General features: G+C 58.9%; 19 protein-coding genes. 4 read left to right on the plus strand and 15 right to left on the minus strand.

All coding sequences use genetic code 11. The annotated features are described in order from the left end of the window. Positions 1-5: 5 nt before the first annotated feature. Positions 6-359, minus strand: coding sequence for a hypothetical protein (locus tag RA27_RS18500; RefSeq protein WP_039542598.1), 354 nt, complete (start codon positions 357-359; stop codon positions 6-8). After that, positions 359-913 (minus strand): ATP-dependent protease subunit HslV, encoded by a 555-nt coding sequence (gene hslV / locus RA27_RS18505; RefSeq protein ID WP_039542600.1) that lies wholly within the window; start codon positions 911-913, stop codon positions 359-361. The genes RA27_RS18500 and hslV overlap by 1 nt, the downstream gene beginning before the upstream one ends. Positions 914-1,110: 197 nt before the next feature. Between hslV and RA27_RS18510 the strand changes: the two genes are divergently transcribed. Next, positions 1,111-1,308 (plus strand): DUF1127 domain-containing protein, encoded by a 198-nt coding sequence (locus RA27_RS18510; protein WP_039542602.1) that lies wholly within the window; start codon positions 1,111-1,113, stop codon positions 1,306-1,308. A gap of 56 nt (positions 1,309-1,364) precedes the next feature. Here RA27_RS18510 and RA27_RS18515 read toward each other — a convergent pair whose 3' ends face one another. The 10 genes from RA27_RS18515 to RA27_RS18560 all read right to left on the minus strand — a co-directional run bounded on the left by RA27_RS18515 (position 1,365) and on the right by RA27_RS18560 (position 13,974). Continuing rightward, positions 1,365-1,727 (minus strand): Lin0512 family protein, encoded by a 363-nt coding sequence (locus RA27_RS18515; protein ID WP_039542605.1) that lies wholly within the window; start codon positions 1,725-1,727, stop codon positions 1,365-1,367. Beyond that, on the minus strand, positions 1,724-2,074 hold the full coding sequence (locus RA27_RS18520) for a Lin0512 family protein (RefSeq protein WP_039542607.1): 351 nt from the start codon (positions 2,072-2,074) through the stop codon (positions 1,724-1,726). Before RA27_RS18520 ends, RA27_RS18515 begins: the two co-directional genes overlap by 4 nt. Positions 2,075-2,157: 83 nt before the next feature. Continuing rightward, positions 2,158-2,478 carry a thioredoxin gene (trxA, locus tag RA27_RS18525; RefSeq protein ID WP_039542610.1) on the minus strand — a complete coding sequence of 107 codons (321 nt, stop codon included), beginning with the start codon at positions 2,476-2,478 and terminating at the stop codon, positions 2,158-2,160. Between the two features lie 58 nt (positions 2,479-2,536). Further along, positions 2,537-5,896: a double-strand break repair helicase AddA gene (gene addA / locus RA27_RS18530; protein ID WP_039542612.1), complete on the minus strand. Its 3,360-nt coding sequence runs from the start codon at positions 5,894-5,896 to the stop codon at positions 2,537-2,539. Continuing rightward, a complete protein-coding gene (gene addB, locus RA27_RS18535; protein WP_039542616.1) occupies positions 5,893-8,820 on the minus strand; it encodes a double-strand break repair protein AddB in 2,928 nt (975 codons plus the stop codon). The genes addA and addB overlap by 4 nt, the downstream gene beginning before the upstream one ends. Next, positions 8,813-9,499: a nucleotidyltransferase family protein gene (locus tag RA27_RS18540; RefSeq protein WP_039542620.1), complete on the minus strand. Its 687-nt coding sequence runs from the start codon at positions 9,497-9,499 to the stop codon at positions 8,813-8,815. The genes addB and RA27_RS18540 overlap by 8 nt, the downstream gene beginning before the upstream one ends. Beyond that, positions 9,496-10,500 (minus strand): phosphotransferase, encoded by a 1,005-nt coding sequence (locus RA27_RS18545; protein WP_039542624.1) that lies wholly within the window; start codon positions 10,498-10,500, stop codon positions 9,496-9,498. The genes RA27_RS18540 and RA27_RS18545 overlap by 4 nt, the downstream gene beginning before the upstream one ends. Continuing rightward, positions 10,497-10,967 (minus strand): tRNA (adenosine(37)-N6)-threonylcarbamoyltransferase complex ATPase subunit type 1 TsaE, encoded by a 471-nt coding sequence (gene tsaE, locus RA27_RS18550; RefSeq protein WP_039542627.1) that lies wholly within the window; start codon positions 10,965-10,967, stop codon positions 10,497-10,499. The genes RA27_RS18545 and tsaE overlap by 4 nt, the downstream gene beginning before the upstream one ends. Positions 10,968-11,008: 41 nt before the next feature. Then, a complete protein-coding gene (locus RA27_RS18555) occupies positions 11,009-12,517 on the minus strand; it encodes a PAS-domain containing protein (protein ID WP_039542630.1) in 1,509 nt (502 codons plus the stop codon). 65 nt (positions 12,518-12,582) lie between these two features. Continuing rightward, entirely contained in the window at positions 12,583-13,974 is a 1,392-nt protein-coding gene (locus tag RA27_RS18560) for an ActS/PrrB/RegB family redox-sensitive histidine kinase (protein ID WP_039542634.1), read from the minus strand. A 92-nt stretch (positions 13,975-14,066) separates the two neighbouring features. On the opposite strand from RA27_RS18560, the gene RA27_RS18565 reads away from it, so the two are divergent. Together RA27_RS18565 and RA27_RS18570 are read left to right on the plus strand one after the other, a co-directional pair. Beyond that, complete coding sequence (locus RA27_RS18565; protein ID WP_039542638.1) at positions 14,067-14,684, plus strand: SCO family protein; 618 nt, start codon at positions 14,067-14,069, stop codon at positions 14,682-14,684. An 87-nt stretch (positions 14,685-14,771) separates the two neighbouring features. Next, the gene (locus RA27_RS18570; RefSeq protein WP_039542641.1) at positions 14,772-15,326 is read left to right on the plus strand and encodes an ActR/PrrA/RegA family redox response regulator transcription factor; all 555 of its coding nucleotides are present in this window, start codon (positions 14,772-14,774) and stop codon (positions 15,324-15,326) included. Between the two features lie 48 nt (positions 15,327-15,374). On the opposite strand, the gene RA27_RS18575 is transcribed toward RA27_RS18570, so the two are convergent. The 3 genes from RA27_RS18575 to RA27_RS18585 all read right to left on the minus strand — a co-directional run bounded on the left by RA27_RS18575 (position 15,375) and on the right by RA27_RS18585 (position 17,964). Continuing rightward, on the minus strand, positions 15,375-16,340 hold the full coding sequence (locus RA27_RS18575) for a glycosyltransferase family 2 protein (protein WP_039542644.1): 966 nt from the start codon (positions 16,338-16,340) through the stop codon (positions 15,375-15,377). Between the two features lie 53 nt (positions 16,341-16,393). Further along, the gene (locus RA27_RS18580; RefSeq protein WP_039543185.1) at positions 16,394-17,212 is read right to left on the minus strand and encodes an FkbM family methyltransferase; all 819 of its coding nucleotides are present in this window, start codon (positions 17,210-17,212) and stop codon (positions 16,394-16,396) included. Positions 17,213-17,370: 158 nt separating this feature from the next. Then, positions 17,371-17,964 (minus strand): HD family hydrolase, encoded by a 594-nt coding sequence (locus tag RA27_RS18585; RefSeq protein ID WP_039543186.1) that lies wholly within the window; start codon positions 17,962-17,964, stop codon positions 17,371-17,373. Positions 17,965-18,171: 207 nt separating this feature from the next. Between RA27_RS18585 and RA27_RS18590 the strand changes: the two genes are divergently transcribed. After that, entirely contained in the window at positions 18,172-18,486 is a 315-nt protein-coding gene (locus RA27_RS18590) for a hypothetical protein (protein WP_039542646.1), read from the plus strand. Positions 18,487-18,589: the final 103 nt, after the last annotated feature.

The raw sequence follows: 18,589 nt of genomic DNA on the forward strand, positions 1-18,589 counted from the left end.
AGGTTTCACACTTGGTCTTCTTCTATTTCTTCCTGCTCCAAAGCCCGTAACTCTTCTTGAAGCGGCGCTCGCTCAATAAGAGCCCAGCCTTCTTTCTTGGACTTTTTCATCCTGGCTCCGCGCGCTTTTAACTCGATTAGAAGGGTGCGTGTTTCGTCAGGCGTGCAGCCGATGGTCCGACTCAATTTTTCAATTGATTTGAAGCGATATTTTGGATCTTCCAGCATAGATTTAAGAAGCGCCTTTCGCGGCTCTTTCCATTCTTTTCGATGCTTCTTCGATTTGTATTCGTCCAGAACAATCGGCCCAATTACACCACCAACCAGTCCGCCCAGTATAGCTGCAAGTACAGTAGTCATTATCCTATTAACTCCACCGTCAGATTGCCGTTGGTATAGACGCAGATATCAGCTGCAATCGCCATGGCCTCGCGGGCCACATCCTCAGCCGGCTTGTCGCTGTCCATCATCGCGCGGGCCGCGGCGAGGGCAAAGTTGCCGCCCGATCCGATGGCGGCCACGTTATGTTCGGGCTCAAGCACGTCCCCTGCCCCGGTGATCACCAACAGGTCCTTGCCGTCGGTGACAATCAGCATCGCCTCAAGCTTTTGCAGATATTTGTCCGTCCGCCAGTCCTTGGCCAGCTCGACCGAGGCGCGAGCCAGTTGGCCCGGCGTCGCCTCGAGCTTGGCTTCCAGCCGCTCCAGCAAAGTGAACGCATCCGCAGTCGATCCGGCAAATCCGGCGACCACTTCGAACCCGCCCGGTGTCAGGCGACGCACCTTGCGCGCGGTGCCTTTGATCACGGTCTGGCCCAGGCTGACCTGCCCGTCCCCGGCGATGACAACCTGCCCGCCCTTCTTGACGCCAATGATGGTGGTGCCGTGCCATCCGGGAAAATCGCTGTCTGCCATGAATGCCTCCGTTATCTGTGGCGGTATATATGGGCCGGGTGCGGGTTCGGCGCAACCGGTTCTCAAACCGCCTAAAAGATATGCAGCAATTGCAGACCGGGGCTGTCGAGTCAGCATTTGTGAGACTCAGCCACCGGAGGTACACGGGGCCTACAACCGACAACGGGTCGGCTGTTTCTGTTTAAAGGACTAAGCACATGGCCAAAGCTATCGCAAAAACCCATGCGCCGCTCGGAGCAGTCACCATCCTGCACGCAGTGGACGCAATCTCGCACACCTTCGAAAACGTTGTCGAATGGTACCAATCGCGCAAGACCCGCAAAGAGCTGGCGCGTTTGACCGATGCGCAATTGGAAGACGTTGGTCTGACCCGCGCCGATATCGGAAAATTCTGATCTAGTATCAGGACAAATCGTAAGATGAGCCGCTCGGACGAGCGGCTTTTTCTTTTTCAGCTTTCGACAAATTTACCTGCCAGATCGGGTAGATATGCCTCAATCGCCGCAGTGGCGACAACATGGCGCCTGCCCGCTTCGGTATCCTCGACATCCAGACCACCTTTGACGGCCCGGACCAAGGCACGCCCCCTTGGCAGATCAGAGGCAACCAGATCGCAATCGACCGCCTCGGGCTGCTGAACACCGATTGTGACCTGAACGCGCATTTCCTCGTGGCTGATGCCCAGCTTGGAAAACAACGTGATCGACGAGTGATGCAGCGCGTCCTGAACGGCGCGGCGTGCGGCCTTGGTATAGTCCTGACCGTAAAGATCGTTCCCGGTGCCCATCTCCAGAATGATGCGTTTGTCGGTCATTGGGCGGGCTCCATATCGAATGAGACCACGATCGCGGCGTTGGCGATCACCGTGCGGCCTTCGGTGTGCGGCTTTTCAATATCCAGCCCACCTTGCGTAACCGTGATGTTGGGTTGGCCGTAGGGAAACACGGCTTTCAACGCTTCGGTATCCACGCGGCCCGGCTGCTGTACTCCGATCTCGGCATCAATGATCATTGCTTCTTTCGGAAATCCGAACAGTTCCGCCATGTTGATCGAGTTATGCCAGAGCGCATCCTTGACGGCGCGCAACGCTGCTTCGGTATAGTCCTCGCGCCGCAGCGAGGTTCCCATCCCGAACTCGACCAGAACCCGTGTCTTTGCCATTGTTGTTCCTTATCAAGTAACACGCTTAAACAAAAAAAGGCGCCCCGGAAGAGACGCCTTTGATCATCTTAAACCACACCGGCTCAGATCGACTCGTCGATCCAGCTTTGCAGGGCTGCCTTGGGCGCAGCACCCGCGCGGTTCGAAACAACCTGACCGTCCTTGAAGATGAACAGCGCCGGAATGCCACGTACGCCCATAGCGGCTGCGGCGTTCGGGTTGCTGTCTACATCGACCTTGGCGATCTTGACCTTGCCGCCGTATTCGGTGGCCAGCTCTTCGAGCGCGGGACCGATCTGTTTACAGGGGCCGCACCACTCGGCCCAGAAATCCACCACAACGGGGATATCGGAATTCTTGACTTCGGCGTCAAAGGTATCGTCGGTAACGGCAACGGTCGACATGTCTGTCTCCTGAATGGGAATGCTTGGGCACAGAACGTAGGTCCGGTGCGGGGAGAGGTCAAGATATAGGGTAACGCGCCAGCGCGTCTCTCACCATATCGTGCGGAAGCCACATCAGATGTGCGGTCCGGGTCCACAGGATCGCGGTGCGGATACGGTGATTGGGATAGATTTGAGCCAGAGCATACGCGTAAGCCCCCATCTGGCGCAACAGTCCCTCGGGGCAGGTTTCCGGCCCGTCCGGGACGGTTGCATTTGATTTGAAATCAACCACATGAACCTCGTCGTCAGAGACGATCAGCCTGTCGATAACGCCATGCATCCGTGCGCCGTGCAGATCGGCGGACACCGGGATCTCGGCCAAAGCGTCGGGTGCAAACACGGGTTTCAGATGTTCTGCGGTCAGTACAGCGGTCGCCTCGTTCAACACCTCGGTGCGTTCCGCGCCCTGCATATCCGCCAACAGCCGGTTGCAGAGCTGCGGCCATTGGTCTCGCGCGACATCAGGCAGATGCTCAAGCAGCAGGTGCAGCCGTGTTCCGCGGCGCTTTGCCGCCTCTTCATCTTGTCCTGCATCTCCGGGCAACGCCTTGGCGCCCCCAAGATCAGACGGGCTGAGCGTCTCAGTCGGTGCTTGCGGCTGCGGCGCGGTCTGATCGAAAAACTCTGGCAGATCTTGCCCGGTTCTCAGGGTGCTTTCACGTTCAACAACGGGCAACGCGTCCCAGTCACCATGCGCCAGCCGCGTGATCTGGGTGCCGGGCACCTGTGTGGCCCCGGCCTGTGCCATCGCGGCCGCGACCATCTGATACCAGCTGCTGCCATCTTTCCCGACATCCCCGGTTGCCGCTACAATCAACCACTTTTCAGCCCGTGTTAGAGCCACATATAAAAGCCGCAATCGCTCATTTTCTTCGCGTATTCGCGCGTCCGCCCGCGCGTTCGCAATCAAAGCCGGAGAGGCATCGGCGGGCACTTTCCACAATGGGGTTTCCCCGGCCATCATGATCTCGGCATCACGCGGAGGCTGTCGTTTGCCGGTATCTGGCAGGATCACGATCGGCGCTTCCAGACCCTTCGAGCCATGCACGGTCATCACCCGGATCATGTTGCCGACACCGCTCATCTGGCGCTTGATTTCAAGATCATCGGTTTGCATCCAGACCAGAAAACCCGTGAGGCTGGGAATATCCGTCCGCTCATAGGCCAGCGCTTGCGACAGCAAGGCGTTGATGCCATCCTCGGCCTCGGCTCCCAGGCGGCCCAGCAGTTTGCGTCGTCCGTCATGCCGGGTCAGAATGCGTTCGATCAGATCGTAGGGGCGCAAGAAGTCGGTTTGCCCGCGCAGATCGTTCAAAACGGCCAGCGTTTCGGGGAATTCCTCGGATCGATTACGCAGAGTGGCCCACAGGTAGGTTTCTTCTCTGCGATGGGCCAGATCGAACAGCTGCTGTTCCGTCCAGCCGAACAGCGGGGATTTCAGCACGGTGGCCAGCGACAGGCTGTCTTCGGGAGTGGCCAGAAAGCTCAGCAGGGCGGCAAGATCCTTGACCGCCAGTTCCGCGCCCACTTTCAGGCGGTCAGCGCCTGCGATGGGCAGATCAGCGGCTTTGCAGGCCCGGATGATCTCGGCAAACAAGTCCGAGCGGCGCTGGACGAGGATCAGAAAGTCTCCGGGTTGCACCTTGCGCCGGACAAAGGTGCCGGGGGGGTCGCCATCTTCGGGAATGGATTCGCCCCGTTCAATCATATCCTTGATGGAACGCGCAACCTGTTGCGCTAGAATGACCGTGTGATGCCGCGCACTGGGTCGGTCCACCGGGTCAGTCCAGTCGGAGTCATCGTCGTCTTCGACCTTCTCGACTACAGGCCACAGATCAACGCGGCCCGGAAGACCGGTTTTGAACGCGCGATGTAGTGCCTCGTCCTGAAAGCCAGCCTCAGCATGTTGCTCGAATAGGACATTGACTAGAGACAGGATCGCACTGGAAGATCTAAACGAATACTCCAGCTCCATTTTTTCCAATTTAGAGCCTGACTCTTGCAGTTTTCTACCAAATTCAGCCCGCATACGGTCGAAGGCTTGCGGGTCGGCCCCCTGGAAGGAATAGATCGACTGTTTCTTGTCGCCGACCACAAAGATCGTGCGCTCAATTCCTGACCGAGCCCCCTCTCCGCTGGTGAATTCCTGCGCCAGTTTTTCGATGACGTCCCATTGGTCCGGGCTGGTATCCTGTGCCTCATCCACCAGAATATGGTCGATCCCACCATCAAGCCGATAAAGCACCCATTCCGCCACGGTCGGGTCGTTCAAAACCCGCCGCGCGCGCAGGATCAGGTCGTCGAAATCCAACCATCCGCGCACTTGCTTACGCCGCTCATATTCTGGCAGGAAGGCAGCGGCAAAACGATGTAAAACATGGGTTTTCTGGGCTGCGACCAGCGCCAGCCGCTGTTCCCGCGCGGCCTCAACGCGCAGCATCAGTGCCTCAAGCTGTGGCATCCGATCAGCCAGAGCGCCTTCGCGCAGTGCCTTGGTCGGGAAGCTGTTGAGTTTGGCTGTAAACGGCTCCTTCGCGCCCTTGCCTGTCAGCAAAACGCTTTCCAATACCAGCAGGTTGCTCAGTCGAGCCTCGGTAAAGCCCGCAAGCTTGTCAGCAGCTTTGGCGTTGTTCCCACCGCTTTCATACAGCGCAGGCAGCATGGATTGGATCAGATCGGTCTCACCGCCCAGAAAGATGGTCTGCAGCAAGACCTGTTCATCGAAACCTTCCGGCAGACCAAACCGTTGCAGAAGGTCCGGCCATTGCAGAACCCGCTCAAACTGATTGCGCCTCTGTGCGATGGCGGCGGTTAGCTTGTCAAAGCCGGTATCCGTGACGAAGCGGGCGACATCCTCGATTAACGCCGCTTGGGGGCCTTGGGCGAAATCCTCGACGATCTCTTCGCGCAGCAACGCGGCGGCGCGGTCCTCCATTTCGGCGAACTGAGGGCTGACGCCGGCCTCCAGCGGGAACCGCCGCAGCAGCGAGGCGCAGAACGAATGGATCGTCTGGATTTTCAGGCCACCCGGCGTCTCGATGGCGCGTGCGAACAGAGTGCGCGCTTGCGCCAGCCGGTCCGGGTCGATCACGCCCGGCACGCCAAGCTCGACCAGCTCGTCCTGAAGGGCGCCGTTGTCCAGCATCGCCCATTTTCCGAGCCGTTTGAACAGCCGGTTCTGCATCTCACTGGCGGCGGCCTTGGTATAGGTCAGACACAGAATGTGCTGCGGCTGTACGCCGTCCAGCAACAGGCGCGCCACGCGGTCGGTCAGCACCCGCGTCTTGCCCGACCCCGCATTGGCCGCCAGCCAGGTTGATGCATCCGGGCGCGCGGCCTGAACCTGCCGTTCGGTTGCGTCATTGCGGAGACTCATCTCAGTTCCTCCGGGTCAGTCTGAGCCGAGCGGTCCCACTCTCCAAACCGGGCAAGATGATCATAATCACCGATATCCGTGTCTTTGTGCAGCATCCGGCGTGAAGAAAATCCCTGATCAGGCTCTAAATAAGCGGAAACAAGTTCTTTCAGTTCTGCCAGAACCTTGTCGGCGGGCTCTTTTTGCAGCGGTGCGGGCACCTCTTTGTACGCTCCGCCCATGCCTATGAAGATCGCCTGCGCAACAGGGAGTGGGTCGAAGCCTTCAATCCCGCCCTGCTCTGCTATCGCGGCCTCGATCAGCAGTTGCTTGTCGAACTTGGCCTGCTGGCTTTCGGTGGGCGGCGCGCCGGTCTTGTAGTCGATGATGCGCAATGCCCCGTGCCCGTTTCGGTCGATCCGGTCAGCGCGCCCGGAGATGGTGAAGTCCAGCGGCGCAAGCGTTATGTTCATTCCCACTTCAAAGGCCACGGGTCCGCCATCGGTGCGCCGCTGAATCTCGGCGGACAGAAAGCTGTCGGTGATCCGTTCCAGCCGCGCCAGCCACAGTTTTTGCGCCGTGGGCCAGGCAACATGTTCCGCAAGCAGCGACTCAGCCCGTTTCAGGAAGTTCTCGCGACTCAGCAAGGCAGGGTCCAGAACGCTGTCGCGAACGAACTGTTCCATAACGTCGTGGATGACGATACCGCGCAACAGGGCGTCAGGGGCCTGAACCAGCGGGTCAAGCGGTTTCAGTCTCAAGACATGCCGGGCGTAGATGGCGTAAGGGTCGCGGATCAGGCGCTTGATCTCGGTTACGGACAACCGCCGGGGCCGCGCAGAAACGGGTGGCCGTGGGGACGGGCGGTGTGCGGGGGCGATCCGGGATGCCTGTTCCAACGTTTCCGCCCAATCCAGCCAGTTCCGGCCCCGCGCACGCATCGCCGCCAGAGCATCCGTCCCACCTTGCTCGGGCAAGCCTTGCAACAGGTTCGTCATGCGGTTCAGCCATCTTGATGGCACGGTTTCCGCATCATCCGAGCGGGTTGCGCGGGTCAGAAACACTTCTGATGCGCCCGCCGCCTGCTGAAAGTCATGCGCGGACAGACCGATCCGGCGTTCGGGCAGCAAAAGACCGGCGGCGTTGCGCATTTGCCGGTTGAGCCAGGGATCGGGGGCCGCAGCCTCGGGCCAGCTGCCTTCGTTCAGGCCGCCCAGAATTAACAGATCTGCGCCCTGTACGCGCGCCTCAAGCGTGCCCCAGATCATCAGATGCGGGTGGGGCGCGTCACGGTCGCGCACTTCTTCGCCTGCCAGCAATGCCCCCAGAAGGTCGGCGAAATCATGGGCTGTCATCGCGCCGCCATGCTGTGCCTCGTCTTCCAGAGCGGTCATGACGGCAAGCGCCTTTTGACCTGCGTTCTTGTCCCACAACGTGCCGGTTTCACCGGTCGCTCCCGCCGAGATCACCTCGGCCAGCGTACGCAGCTTGCCGACCCAATCCGTCAGCGGCCGTTCGCCCGGACTGTACTGATCGCAGAACGTCTCGGTCACCCAACGAACCCAACCCTCGGGCGCCTCGGCGCGAATGGCGAAGGCGCTCAGGCTGGTGCTGTCGGGGAAGGGCGGGCCGTGGCGACGCAGGTCAAGCTCAAGATCACGGGTATGCAACAGATGGCTGCCCCGATCACCGCCATCGTGGCACAGAGGATGTTTCAGCAATGTCAGCAGCCCCTCACCATCGAGACGGCGCGCGAACAACCCAGCGACATGGCGCAGAAACCGCCCCGGCGGAGACAGTTGCAGCGGCAGGCCAGCGCTGTCGTCAGGTAGGATATCCCATCGATCCAATGCTGCGCTGACCTGTCGGGTTAACATCCGGTCAGGTGTAATCAATGCAGCGGTTTGTCCGGTCTCAGCCGCCTGACGCAGACGAAGCGCAATCGCCAAAGCTTCGGCCCGGGGCGAAGACGCCTCGATCAACGTGACATCTCTGGTGGCGCCGTTCAGATCAGGCAGGCGTGGGCCTTCGGTCATCCAGGCGTCAGTCACCGGGGCCGGACGTAATGCAAGCGAAATCAGCTTGTTACGGGCGGGAGACGGTGCCTGATCTGTCGTCCAGGGCAGGATGTGTTCCGGCTTCAGATCTAGCCCGAGCATCAGTTTGCGAAAACGGTACTGGGGGTGGTCCTCGGATGTGAGTGCGTCGTCCAGATTGCGCCAGACGTGGTCGGGCTGGTCGAAATCAAAACCCGGCAACACCAACGCCCCCTGTGGCAAGCGCGCGACGGCCTGCATCAGCATCAGGGTGGTGCCGCGCGATCCGGTAGAGCCTGCCAGAATGACAGGGTGCCCGGGTGGAGCGACCTGCCAGCGTGCGATCAGGTTCCCGACCACCCGTCGTTGCCGCGCCTGAGCGTCAAGCGCATCCGCGCCGGAATGCATGAACTGATCGGCGATGCCGATAAAAGCCTGCGCCCTTGCCCAATGACCGGACATGTCGCTGACATCCAGTTGTCTGATTGCGTCGGGTGAGACCCCTTCCCCCTGCATTTCGTCGATCAGCGCGGCCAGGCTGTCGGACAGATCGAACAGTGACGATCGTGCGGCCAGATCGGGTTGCTGGTCCAGAAGTCTGGCGATCAGCTGGGTCAGCTCCAGCCTTCGGCGCAGGGGCGGGATCGCCGGCGGAACCTGTGCCAGATCCGCGCTTTCCCCGAGATCGGTGACCAGAGACACTCTCGGCAGCAGGCAAGCGGGTCCCTGATCGAACAAATCACGTACCCGGCGCGCCATGCGACGGGTATTGACTACAAGCTGAACTCTGGCCAACGCGTCGGGCGGCTGTCCCTCAAAGCGCCGATGCAGCCCTTCCACCAATACCTTGGGGAAATCCGCACCCGGTGGTGCGGCAAAAACCCGGGGCAGGGCGCTGGGCTCAAACATCGGCGATCAGCCCTTCGGCAAGTTCAATCCCTTCGGGCCGTCCCACATCGCACCAACGCCCGGGGTAAGCGAGCGCAAACAAACGCCTCTGCCGAAGCATCTGATCCCACAGCTGGTTCAGCGAAAACGCATCTCCCTCGATGCGATGCAAACCATCGGTCTTCAGAATCTGCGCACCGCCATAAATCAACCCTGCACCGCGGGTAATCCGTCCGGTGCTGTCTTGGGTGAAGTCGCCGGGGCCTGCATGGCCAAGAGTTTGCCCGACTGGGACACACATCAGCAATGCATCCATTTCGTCAGGATTCCAATGGTCTCGCAGCAGGTGCAGCGGGTTCGGCCCGGCCCAGATCGCATCGCTGTTCAGGGTAAAGACCGGCCCGGAACCAAGCAATGGCAGTGCCGCGCGCAACCCGCCGCCGGTCTCCAGAATGCGCGGTTCTTCCCGCGACAATGCCACGTCCTTGTCCGCCAGATAGTCGGCGAGCTGGTCGGCGTGGTAGTGCAGGTTGGCAACAACGCGCAAGGGCCGCAGCGGATCGACCAGATCCAGCGTATGGTCTATCAGAGGCCGCCCGGCGACCTCGATCAGAGGCTTTGGCCGGTCTTTGGTCAGGGCGCCCATGCGGGTACCAAAACCGGCAGCGAACAGCATTGCAGCTTCGGGCGCGTCGGTCATTGCGATCTCAGCTTTGCCAGGTTTTCGCGGTTTGGATGGGGCAGCGCACCGCGTAGAAGATCGGCCACCGGTATCAGCGCGGGATGTTCAAGGTCGCGCATCAGATGCGCCCATGCCGCCGGAATCAGGTCGACGTAATGAGGTTTTCCATACTCCGTCGCCAGACGGGCAAACCCGCCCAGGATACGCAGGTTGCGCTGGGCGCCCAGCACAGCATATGCGGTGCGGAAGTCATGCCCGTCAGCACCGGATGCGGTGATGTAGCGATCGATCATGCGCATTTCGATCCCGGTGGGAACAGCCCGGCGCACATCCTGCAGCAACGACATCAGGTCATAGGCGGGATGCCCGAGCATTGCGCTTTGGAAATCCAGCAGTCCCACGCGCGCCAGACCTTCGCGCTCGGGCAGCCAGATCAGGTTCTCCGCGTGATAATCACGCTGCACGACAACCCGTGTCCCACCGGTTTCACGGTGCAGGATGTCGGCAAAACGCAGTTCGAACCGGGCGCGGGCCTCTTCGTCATGTGCCCCCAGAATGCCCTGAGCATATTTTGTAAACGAGAGCGCAGCCAGCTCAGTCATCAGGGCAGGGTCGTAACTGTCGAGCGAGATTGTCGGTGCTGCGTGCAGGTGGACAAGCACATCGGTCGCGGCATCATACAAAGTGCGCTCCAATGTGGGATCGTCCCTTAAAACGCGGGCAAAAAGGGCATCGCCCAAATCTTCGAGCAGCAGAAAACCGTATTCGCAATCCTCGGCATAGATTTCCGGCGCGCTCAGCCCAATGGAGCGCAGATATTCCGCCATGCGCACGAAAGGTTCGATGGCCTCTCCCTTTTCGGGCGGGGCGTCCATTAATACGGCGGTCCGGCCGGTGGCCGGATCGGTCAGACGCTCATACCTGCGGTTCGAGGCGTCACCGGCCAGAGGCGTATGTTGGGCTTCGGCCCAGGGGGTTTGCGCGATCAGCGCTTCTGCCAGAATGGCCCGGTTCGTCATTGGATCATCTCCAGCTTGGCATTCCATTTCGGGTCCGACCACGACAGTACAAGATGTCGCGTGTCCTGATCGCCGGGGTCGGCACTGAACCGGATCAGCAGGGCGGATTGCGGCATAAGCGGACCCAGCTTTTCCGGCCACTCGATCAGACAGATGCCGGTGTCGAATGCCTCGACCAGCCCCAGCTCCTCGACCTCTTCCATGGAAGTAAGCCGATAGAGGTCAGAGTGCCAGACCTCGCCAATCTGAGTCTCGTAAACCTGAACAAGGGTAAATGTCGGCGAGGGGACGTCTTCGGGCGCCGCCAGGACCGATTGAATCAACGCGCGCGCGAAATGGGTCTTTCCGCCGCCGATCACCCCTTCAAGCAGGATGGTATCGCCCGTTTGCAATGCGCCACCCATCCGGGCGGCGATATCGGCGGTGTCCTCAGGGGATTTCAGGGTCAGTTCAAGTGGTGCCTTCATGGCGCCACAATGAACCTGCGGTTTGTCGGCTGCAACCCGGTTCAGGCGCTGATTTTCCGCATTTCCGCAATGTCTTTAGCAGCGCTGCCGGGAACGAAACGGACAATGGTCGCCCCGTTCTGCATAGGGCTGACGGTGCACGTCATCGAGCCGCCGGATTTGAGAGTTAGTTCCCCCGACCATTCAGCCCGGTTCTCGCGCCCGGTCACGAATTCCCGGATTTCGCCGAGGATCGGTGTGGCGGTGCAGTGCTCTTGCCACTGGCGGGTAATCTCAAGAACCGTAACCGGCTCAAACCCGGCTTCATCGCTGTCTCCCCACAGCATCTGATAGGCGTAGTTCGTAGTCGCCAGGGTCCCGTCATCCGAGAAAACCGCGATGGCATCGGCCAGCTTGTCCAGAATGGACTGCATCAGATCCATTTCCGCGCGGAACCGCCGGGTTAAGGTGATCTCGGCGGTGATGTCCTCGAACAGGAAAGCGACGGCGCCATCGGGGTGCGGGCGTCCGCTGACCGAATAAACCGAACCCGAGGGAAGCGACCATGTTTCCTGATAGTTGCCGTCTTGGGCGGCCTCAAGCAGATCATTCATCTGGCGCCGCCAACTGCGATAGTTCTTGGGTTCGGGCATCATGTGCTGATCGCGCAACCGGTCGAAGAAGCTGGACAGGCTTGGGCGGAGGCTCAGAAAATCCGGCGGCAGGGTGGTCAGATCGACCAGGGCCGGGTTGAAAAGAGCCAGCTGCCGGTTGCGGTCGAAGATCGCCAGGCCGATCGACAGCTGAGCGAAGGTCTTCGCCATGGTCTGCACGAACTTGCGTTGCGCGGTTTCGGCTTCGACGATCGCATTGATGTCGACCGCGTAACACAGCTGATCCTGATCCCGGGCCACGCGGGTCAGATCAAACCATATTTTGGCACTACCGCCCCTGACCGGGATCGAGACCCGGGTCTTTCGGCCCAGTTGCGCCTCATCTGTAAGCGAAGGAAATAGCGGGTCCGTCAAATCTGCGTCCTGCCCGACGATTTTGCGAACCAGCGAAACATATGCCGCGTTGCACCACTGCACTTTGTTTCGGTTGTCCACCAACCAAACGGGGTAGGGGGCCTGCTCCATTGCCAGCCGGATCGGATCATTCGGGTCGCGTCGCGGATTGGACGCAGTCCCTGTCAGGTCGCGCAGCTGAACCCGGATGATGCCGTCGATCCATTCACAAAGCACTTCCCGTTCGACCGTGCAGTCTATGGCCGAAACGGCTATATTCCCCTCAGACCGCACAATCTCGGGTGTTTCGGGGAAGGCAGGGAAATCGCGTTGCAACAGGCGTCGCAGGTCAGCCCAGTTGCTGACGGATTCGTATCCGGCCAATGCAACATCTGAGTGGCTGATCAACCGGTCGCCATCAAACAGAAATACGACGTTGAACAGCGCCCCGGGTGCCGACAAGCCATAGTCACCCGCTTTGGGCTGACGGCGTGGCAATAGCCATAGTATTGCAAAGCTGGCCGAAACCACGCTGATTGCGGCCAGAACGATCCAATCGGCCATTGGTCCAAAGTCCCTGTCAAAACAACCCGGTCTGTATGAACCGCAATGGTTAACGGGGTCTTAACTCAGATTTGGAAGGGCTGGTTGGCGCCTGACGGTACCGGAGTATCGCCGGTTTGCGCGTCGATCAGTTTGCGCGGCCAGACCACCTTGACAATCGCTCCCCGGCGTTCCGGCTGATCGGTCAGGGTCTGATAGGGGTCTGCACCGTTGGCAAAGTAAAGCTCGGCGCCGCTGCGTTCCAGCAGAGTTTTGGCGATAAACAGCCCCAGACCCATGCCTTCGTATTCAGGTCGGCTGCTGTGATCGGAGCGGCGCCGCCGCATGAAAGGATCGCCGATCCGTCCGATGACATGCGAGGGATATCCGCGCCCGTCATCCATGATCGAGACGCTGATCCGGTCCGAGGTCCACTCGGCCTCGACCCATACATTCGAGCGGGCAAAATCCACCGCGTTCTGGATCAGGTTGCGCAATCCATGGATGATCTCGGGTTTGCGCAGGATCGAGGGTTGCTGCACATCGCCATCGGCGACGGGCCCCTCGTCGAAACGCACTTCTTTGCCCCGGTTTATATGGGGTTCCGCCGCTTCATGGATCACCGTGGACAGCGGAGCCTGACGCAGGTGCAGGTCATCTTTCCCGGCGCGGCCCATATCGCGCAGGATATCGCGGCAGCGGTCAGCCTGTTCGCGGATCAGGGCGGCGTCTTCCCGCAACTCGGGGCGGTCGTCCAGCTCTTCGATCAGTTCCGAACTGGCCAGCTTGATCGTGGCCAGAGGCGTGCCCAGCTCATGCGCGGCAGCGGCCACCACACCGCCGAGATCGGTCAGCTTCTGTTCGCGCGCCAGCGCCATATGCGTTGCCGAAAGCGCTTCGGACATCGACTGAACCTCGGAACTGATGCGGTGGGAATAAGCCCCGATGAACACGATGGCGATGATGATCGCCGCCCAGTTGCCGAACAGCAGAACATCGGGGATATCCAACACAAGCCCCAGATCGGTACGCAACGGCAGGTGAAACTGCGCCAGCAACGTGGTCAGGATCACCGCAACGCTGCCGATGATCAGGGTCGAGCGTGTGCTCATCACATTCGCGGAAATCGTGACGGGACCCAGCAACAGCAGCGCAAACGGATTGTTCAACCCGCCTGTCAGGTACAACAGGATCGACAGTTGCAGCAGGTCGAACAGCACCATCAGAAAGTTCTCGAACTCTGACAGGCGCTTGTTTTCGGGGAACAGCAGGATGGCCGTCAGGTTGCCCATCACCGAAACGCCGATGGCGGAGTAGCACAAAGCCAGCTCAAGCTGGACGTGGTAATATTGCTGCGCGACCGTGATTGCGGTGAACTGGCCGATAATGGCGACCCACCGCAGCAGGATCAGTGTGCGCAACCTGATCCACGTACTGCGTTCCTGCCCACGCCAAAGGCTGGTGTTGGAATCCGTCATCTGTCGATTATGTCCTATTGCGTCGGTCCATCATGTTGATAGGTGTCCCGGCAGAAACGATCAATAACCCCCTTGGTATCAGGATATCCGCCATGGTCCGCCTTTACGCTATTCTCGCAACCGTTGTTCTGGCTGTTGGCCTTGGAACCATGTGGCTGCTGACGCGCGGAGGTACGGACGACAAGTTCGCGCAATGCCGTTCGTCTCAGATCGCAGGTGGAAGCGCAGCCATTGGGGGCCCGTTCGAACTGGTCAACGCCAAGGAAGAAACGGTGACCGACAAGGACGTGATCACCGAGCCCACGCTTGTCTATTTCGGTTACACCTTCTGCCCGGATGTCTGCCCTCTGGATATGTCACGTAATGTCGAAGCAGTTGATCTGCTGGCGGAACGCGGCCAATCGGTAACGCCGCTGTTCATCTCGATCGACCCGGACCGCGACACGCCCGAAGTCATGGGCGATTATGCCTTCAACCTGCACGAGCGCATGATTGCGCTGACCGGATCGCCCGAGCAGGTCAAGGCGGCCAGCAAGGCTTATAAAACCTATTACAAGGCGCATGACAAAAGCGACGAGTATTATCTGGTCGACCATTCCACCTTTACCTATCTGGTCACGCCCGAAGACGGGTTCCTGGAGTTTTTCAAACGGGACGACACGGCCGAGCAGATGGCGGACAAGGTTGGCTGCTTCCTCGACCAGATCTGATGCGCAACAGTCGGTTTGACCTTTGGAATGGCGCTGCTATTACTCATGTTTAAGCCAAGAGGCATGAAATAGCGGAAAGACCCACATATGGCAGACAGTTCCCAGCTTGAAATCGGCCCCGACAAATCGCTGCTTCTGGTCGATGATGACGAGCCGTTTCTGAGACGTCTGGCCAAGGCCATGGAGAAGCGCGGCTTCGAGGTTGAAACCGCCGGGTCCGTCGCCGCAGGCCGCGCCATTTCCACTGCCCGCCCGCCCGCCTATGCCGTGGTCGATCTGCGGCTCGAAGATGGCAACGGGCTCGATGTGGTCGAAGTCCTGCGCGAAAAACGCCCCGACAGCCGGGTCGTCGTTCTGACCGGCTATGGCGCCATTGCCACCGCCGTTGCCGCAGTCAAAATTGGTGCGACCGATTACTTGTCCAAGCCTGCCGACGCCACGGACATTACCAACGCGTTGCTGGCCAAAGGTGACGAGTTGCCCCCGCCGCCGGAAAACCCGATGAGCGCCGACCGCGTTCGCTGGGAACATATCCAGCGCGTCTATGAGTTGTGCGACCGGAATGTTTCCGAAACTGCGCGCCGCCTGAACATGCACCGCAGGACCTTGCAGCGGATTCTGGCGAAGCGTAGTCCAAGGTAAACCTGCAAACTCAGCTGTGCGTGTTTTTTAGACCGTTCCTGACGACGTTCAAGTCGAGTTCTGCGCCTCAGTTTGCAGTCTAAGCGCGTAATGCTTAAGGCAGGCAGAATGCGCGCTACCAACCTCGGGCAATGACAGCAACTCATCCATTTTTGCCTGCAGCCGGTCGCCCATTGCCAACATTCGATCATCCACGACGCTGTTCTGGTTGTACTTGTTCCAGTATCTTTCGCGAAATCGGCTGGACCGGTTGGGTGCATCTGTCGCTTTTGTGCCTTGCCCGCGCTGCCGCTTGAGCGCGAAACTGTCGCGCGTTTTCACCGGGTAGTGAAAGACGGCAGCCCAATCATGTGTGGACAGATGTTCTGGTGCTGCACCCAACGCATGTCTTCGCCGTGATCCCGATCGATACATGTGTTCGTGCATCGGCAGGCCCGCGGCATTTACAAATTGCGATCCATCGTTCCGAAAGTCTGGCCGCAAGTGGGGCCGGTGCAGGCCAAACCCTCTTATTTTATCGGATTTTCGAAAGAGCGTTTTGAAATAGTGATGCAAGTTATGTTCGGTAGCGGCGCGTCTTAAGAACTGTTGCGTAACCAGCCCCGGTTCCCACTTGTCGTTGCCACCATCCCCAAAGATCAACCAATTCACCGCGATGCCCTCGGCGATATCGGAACAGTGCTCAACGAGGTCTGCGACTTGATTTTCATCGTTTGCGCAGAAAAGAAACTCATCGCTATCAAGCCACATCAGCCAATCGGCATCGTCAAGCGCAGGATGTGCATAGGCTGTTTCCGCCGCGGTATGCTGCGGTGCCTGCCCCGGTTTCAAGTCCTGCAGAACATGGGAAATGATCCCGTTCTTATCCAATGAATCCAGCAGTTCGGTGGTGCCGTCCGTCGAGTCATTGCTGTAAATCAGGATCGGATCGAATCCGATCAGCAGATGATATGCGACCCACTCAAGAATAAACGGCCCTTCATCCTTGGCGCAGGAGAACAAACCGACGTTCATATCGGCTCGACCTGAAGGGGTCTGATCATGATCGCGGTTCTTCCTGGCACGGCCTATCTTCTGAAGATGATATTGCGTTGGGTTTGAAAGACATTTTCATATCCGCGATCAGAAAGCGAGGCAAACAGGCCTTTGGCGCTATCGCCAAGATTTACAGTTTCCAGCTGCATGTATTGAGGGAGCGCTTCGTCTTCTGCGGCCTCAAGAAACGGCATGAGAATGCACGCCTCGTGTCCTTCGACATCAAGCTTGGCGAAATCGGCCCCATGCAGATGTGTAAGCTCCAGAAGCGTTCTGGTTTGGACCTGCATAGTTTCGGAATTTGTTTTGTCCGTGGATGCCGGATCGTTGGTCAATTGCGCCTCGCCCAGATTGGTGGCCGTTTCGCCCCGAAGTTTTATGGAAAGCGTTGCTTCTCCGGTATCGCCTGAGATGGCGAACCTGTTCAGATTCACATTGTCGAAACCGTTCAGGCGGCAGTTTGTCGTTAAACGTTCGAACAATATCGGGTTGGGTTCGAATGCATGAATCTGGGAATCTGCGCTGAGAACAGATGCGAGAAAAAGTGAATACAGGCCAAAATTTGCCCCGATATCCAAGACCTTCAAGGATCTACCCGCAAAAGTCTCTTGCAGCCAGTTCAATTCAAGCTCTTCCGGGGTTCGGCCCTTTCGCCAGATCGCAAACTCACTGAAATTGTCATGGGGGTGTAGGTGGATTTTGCAGCCCCTGTATTCGACCATCTGCGGCAGCAACGACTTTCGGATCAGATTACGCACCCGTCCCCGACCTGCCAGGTTGTACGCTTCACGCAGGCAGGCATTGGCATATTGCAACTGCGTGTCCGCGATCTGGCTGTATGCGTCGCTCATTTGAAGCTGTGCCCGAGGATAGTCTTGTTTTAACATGAAGTAGCATAGTCAGAGACGCCGATCTATCTTCAACCTGCCGTCAGCTTGGACCGTCGAAACCTAGACGGTGCGAGCCAGCTATGGGGCGCGATGACAGTGTTCTCTCGAAAACTACAAAGCTACATGTTGTTTATCAGGGCTTGATGTCGCTGGGTGTATGCCCGCCGTACCTCGACAGGCGGGCGCAGTTTTATCTGTAGCCCCTCCAAAATCGCTTTATCGGGGCGACCAAAGAACCTGCTGGCCTCGGCTTCGGAAAATCCTGCGATCTGGGTGGCCTCCATCCAGGCGCTTATCCTGTCAGCCTTCTTGATCTGGCGTTTCACAGTTTTCGGCACCTCTGCGGGCAACCCAAAGCGGATATGGATCGCCGCAGTCAGCCGGTCGTCCAATGCGCCGTAATCCGGGCCTACGGCGGATTTGACCGGTGAAATCATGTCTCCGATCACATATTCAGGTGCGTCGTGTAACAGCGCCGCCAATCGCCATTTCACAGGCGCCTTGGGGGCAACGCGGCCAAAGAGCTCTTCGACCAAAAGCGAATGTTCGGCCACGGAATAGGCAAAATCTCCGGCTGTCTGGCCGTTCCAACGTGCCACAAAGGCCAATCCGTGGGCGATATCTTCGATCTCGATATCCACGGGCGTCGGGTCCAGCAAATCGAGCCGGCGACCCGACAGCATTCGTTGCCACGCTCTGGGTTGTGTTGCCATTCTGCCATGCCTTGTGAAGTTGGACACATTGGTTTTTCGTTTTTGTGCTATGATGTATCTGTCTGGATCACATGCTGCCAACATTTTCTTGAGCATTCGTGCTTTGAACCTACACGATACGATCCCGACATTAAGGACTGAGGGGGGTGCAGACTCCTCCCGGTTGCGCCCCTCTCGAAACGAAACCCGTATCGAAAGGAGCTTGCTATGTTCAAGCGTTTGTTTGCAATAACCCTGACCTTCGGAATGGCCGCGACCGCGCCACCCGCCTTTGCCCAAAACTGTGCAGAACGTGAGCACGTGATTACCAAACTGCAGAAAAACTATGCTGAGGAATTGACCTTTGGCGGCCTGCAGAAATCGCGCGGCGCGCAGTCGGTCATGGAGGTTTGGACCTCAAGGGAAACGGGAAGTTATACCGTTCTGGTGACCCAGGCGAACGGCATTAGTTGTATTGTCGCCGTTGGCACCGATTTTTTTGAAGCGATACCGAAAATCAAGGCAGAGGGTACGCCAAGCTAATATTTTGATACCCGACTTCCCGTTTCCGGCCATCCACATTGCCACCTGTCCCAAGGAATGCTAGGGGCAGCCCGGATCAGTAATTACCGGAGTGGAGCACCTG

The sequence above is a fragment of the Ruegeria sp. ANG-R genome (assembly GCF_000813985.1).
Lineage (GTDB): Bacteria > Pseudomonadota > Alphaproteobacteria > Rhodobacterales > Rhodobacteraceae > Ruegeria.

Excerpts from the sequence above, each read along its gene's own strand:
- tsaE (WP_039542627.1), bottom strand. The coding sequence starts at position 10,967 with ATGAAGGCACCACTTGAACTGACCCTGAAATCCCCTGAGGACACCGCC.
- RA27_RS18515 (WP_039542605.1), bottom strand. The coding sequence starts at position 1,727 with ATGACCGACAAACGCATCATTCTGGAGATGGGCACCGGGAACGATCTT.
- RA27_RS18545 (WP_039542624.1), bottom strand. The coding sequence starts at position 10,500 with ATGACGAACCGGGCCATTCTGGCAGAAGCGCTGATCGCGCAAACCCCC.
- RA27_RS18540 (WP_039542620.1), bottom strand. The coding sequence starts at position 9,499 with ATGACCGACGCGCCCGAAGCTGCAATGCTGTTCGCTGCCGGTTTTGGT.
- addB (WP_039542616.1), bottom strand. The coding sequence starts at position 8,820 with ATGTTTGAGCCCAGCGCCCTGCCCCGGGTTTTTGCCGCACCACCGGGT.
- RA27_RS18565 (WP_039542638.1), top strand. The coding sequence starts at position 14,067 with ATGGTCCGCCTTTACGCTATTCTCGCAACCGTTGTTCTGGCTGTTGGC.
- RA27_RS18510 (WP_039542602.1), top strand. The coding sequence starts at position 1,111 with ATGGCCAAAGCTATCGCAAAAACCCATGCGCCGCTCGGAGCAGTCACC.
- RA27_RS18560 (WP_039542634.1), bottom strand. The coding sequence starts at position 13,974 with ATGACGGATTCCAACACCAGCCTTTGGCGTGGGCAGGAACGCAGTACG.
- RA27_RS18520 (WP_039542607.1), bottom strand. The coding sequence starts at position 2,074 with ATGGCAAAGACACGGGTTCTGGTCGAGTTCGGGATGGGAACCTCGCTG.
- trxA (WP_039542610.1), bottom strand. The coding sequence starts at position 2,478 with ATGTCGACCGTTGCCGTTACCGACGATACCTTTGACGCCGAAGTCAAG.
- RA27_RS18555 (WP_039542630.1), bottom strand. The coding sequence starts at position 12,517 with ATGGCCGATTGGATCGTTCTGGCCGCAATCAGCGTGGTTTCGGCCAGC.
- addA (WP_039542612.1), bottom strand. The coding sequence starts at position 5,896 with ATGAGTCTCCGCAATGACGCAACCGAACGGCAGGTTCAGGCCGCGCGC.
- hslV (WP_039542600.1), bottom strand. The coding sequence starts at position 913 with ATGGCAGACAGCGATTTTCCCGGATGGCACGGCACCACCATCATTGGC.
- RA27_RS18580 (WP_039543185.1), bottom strand. The coding sequence starts at position 17,212 with ATGAGCGACGCATACAGCCAGATCGCGGACACGCAGTTGCAATATGCC.
- RA27_RS18500 (WP_039542598.1), bottom strand. The coding sequence starts at position 359 with ATGACTACTGTACTTGCAGCTATACTGGGCGGACTGGTTGGTGGTGTA.
- RA27_RS18585 (WP_039543186.1), bottom strand. The coding sequence starts at position 17,964 with ATGGCAACACAACCCAGAGCGTGGCAACGAATGCTGTCGGGTCGCCGG.
- RA27_RS18590 (WP_039542646.1), top strand. The coding sequence starts at position 18,172 with ATGTTCAAGCGTTTGTTTGCAATAACCCTGACCTTCGGAATGGCCGCG.
- RA27_RS18570 (WP_039542641.1), top strand. The coding sequence starts at position 14,772 with ATGGCAGACAGTTCCCAGCTTGAAATCGGCCCCGACAAATCGCTGCTT.
- RA27_RS18575 (WP_039542644.1), bottom strand. The coding sequence starts at position 16,340 with ATGAACGTCGGTTTGTTCTCCTGCGCCAAGGATGAAGGGCCGTTTATT.